The 1,236-nt window shown below is 75.5% G+C and carries 2 protein-coding genes; one reads left to right on the top strand and one right to left on the bottom strand.

What is annotated here, in order from left to right; all coding sequences use genetic code 11:
• Positions 1-166: 166 nt before the first annotated feature.
• Entirely contained in the window at positions 167-883 is a 717-nt protein-coding gene (locus ABZ646_RS46925) for an SDR family oxidoreductase (RefSeq protein ID WP_360533997.1), read from the bottom strand.
• 74 nt (positions 884-957) lie between these two features.
• Here ABZ646_RS46925 and ABZ646_RS46920 point away from each other — a divergent pair.
• The coding region (locus ABZ646_RS46920) for a helix-turn-helix transcriptional regulator (RefSeq protein ID WP_360533994.1) at positions 958-1,236 on the top strand (279 nt) is incomplete at its 3' end.

Raw genomic sequence — 1,236 nt, 5'->3', positions numbered from 1 at the left:
GTGTCCGCGTCGAGGAGGGCCTGCCGGGCGCCGCGCGGGGCGTGCCCCGAGGTGAGCCTCACCGGGCTGCGGTGGGCGCTCCCGCTGAAGACGGCGATGTCTCGCACGATCCGCTCCTCGCATGACCGGGACGGGCTACGCCCTCATGCTACGGACCGTGGCGCTCTCACCACGGCACGGGTGAGCCGTCCCAGGAGAAGAACCCGCCGGTGGGACCGTCGTCGGGCAGCAGCGCCAGGCGTACGGCCCCACGGGCGCCCTCCTCCGCGTCACCGCCGCGGGCCGCGAGACCGGGGACCAGGTCGGTGGCCCGCGCTCCCGGGGCCAGGGCGTTGACCAGGATCCCGTCCGCGGCCAGTTCCTGCGCGTACAGCACGGTCAGCGCGTTCAGGGCGGCCTTGGACGAGCGGTAGGCGGCGGACCTGGGGCTGCCGTGGGCGAACTGCGGATTGGGGTGGGTACTCCAGGCGAGGGACGCCGTCCCGCTGGAGACGTTCACGACGCGCGGGTGGGCGGAGCGGCGCAGGGCGGGCAGGAAGGCGTTGGTGGCCGCGACGACGCCGAACACGTTGGTCTCGTAGGTCCGCCGGAAGTCCGCGACGCCGGTCTCGCCGGGCGGGCCGACCACCGGCTGGACGCCCGCGTTGTTGACCAGGACGTCGAGGTGTCCGACCCCGGCGGCGGCGCGCTCGACGCCGCCGGGGTCGGTGACGTCGAGGACGAGCAGCCGGGCGCCGGCGCCGAGCTCTGCGACGGCCCGCTCGCCGCGCCCGGCGTCCCGGGATCCGACGAGGACGTCGAAGCCCTCGGCGACGAGGAGCCGGGCCACATGGAAGCCGATGCCCTTGTTGGCACCGGTGACGAGTGCTGTGCGATCGTTCATGACAGCCACGGTTCCCCGGCCGTGTCCGCCGTGCCAGGGACCACTTGTACCAGGCTGACCCGGGAGGCTGCGGTATGGCGAGGGAGGAACTGGCCCGCTTCCTGCGGGAGCGCCGGGCGGGGCTGCGCCCGCAGACGGTGGGGCTGCCGCCGGGGACCGCACTGCGCCGTACGCCCGGGCTGCGGCGCGAGGAGGTCGCCGCTCTCGCCCACATGTCGGTCGACTACTACACCCGTCTCGAACAGGCCCGCGGCCCCCGCCCCTCCCCGCGCGTCCTGGACGCGCTGGCCGGAGCCCTGCGGCTGGCCCCCGCCGAACGCAGCCACCTCTTCCGGCTGGCCGGGGCGGCCGCG

Origin of the sequence: Streptomyces sp. NPDC007162 (genome assembly GCF_040634175.1) — a bacterium.
In the GTDB taxonomy this organism is placed as follows: domain Bacteria; phylum Actinomycetota; class Actinomycetes; order Streptomycetales; family Streptomycetaceae; genus Streptomyces.
The sequence above is the reverse complement of the archived record's forward strand: the minus strand, read 5'-3'. Positions and strand labels throughout refer to the sequence as shown.

What these genes read in the sequence shown, in the direction of transcription:
- ABZ646_RS46925 (WP_360533997.1), bottom strand. Translation starts at nt 883, where the DNA reads ATGAACGATCGCACAGCACTCGTCACCGGTGCCAACAAGGGCATCGGC.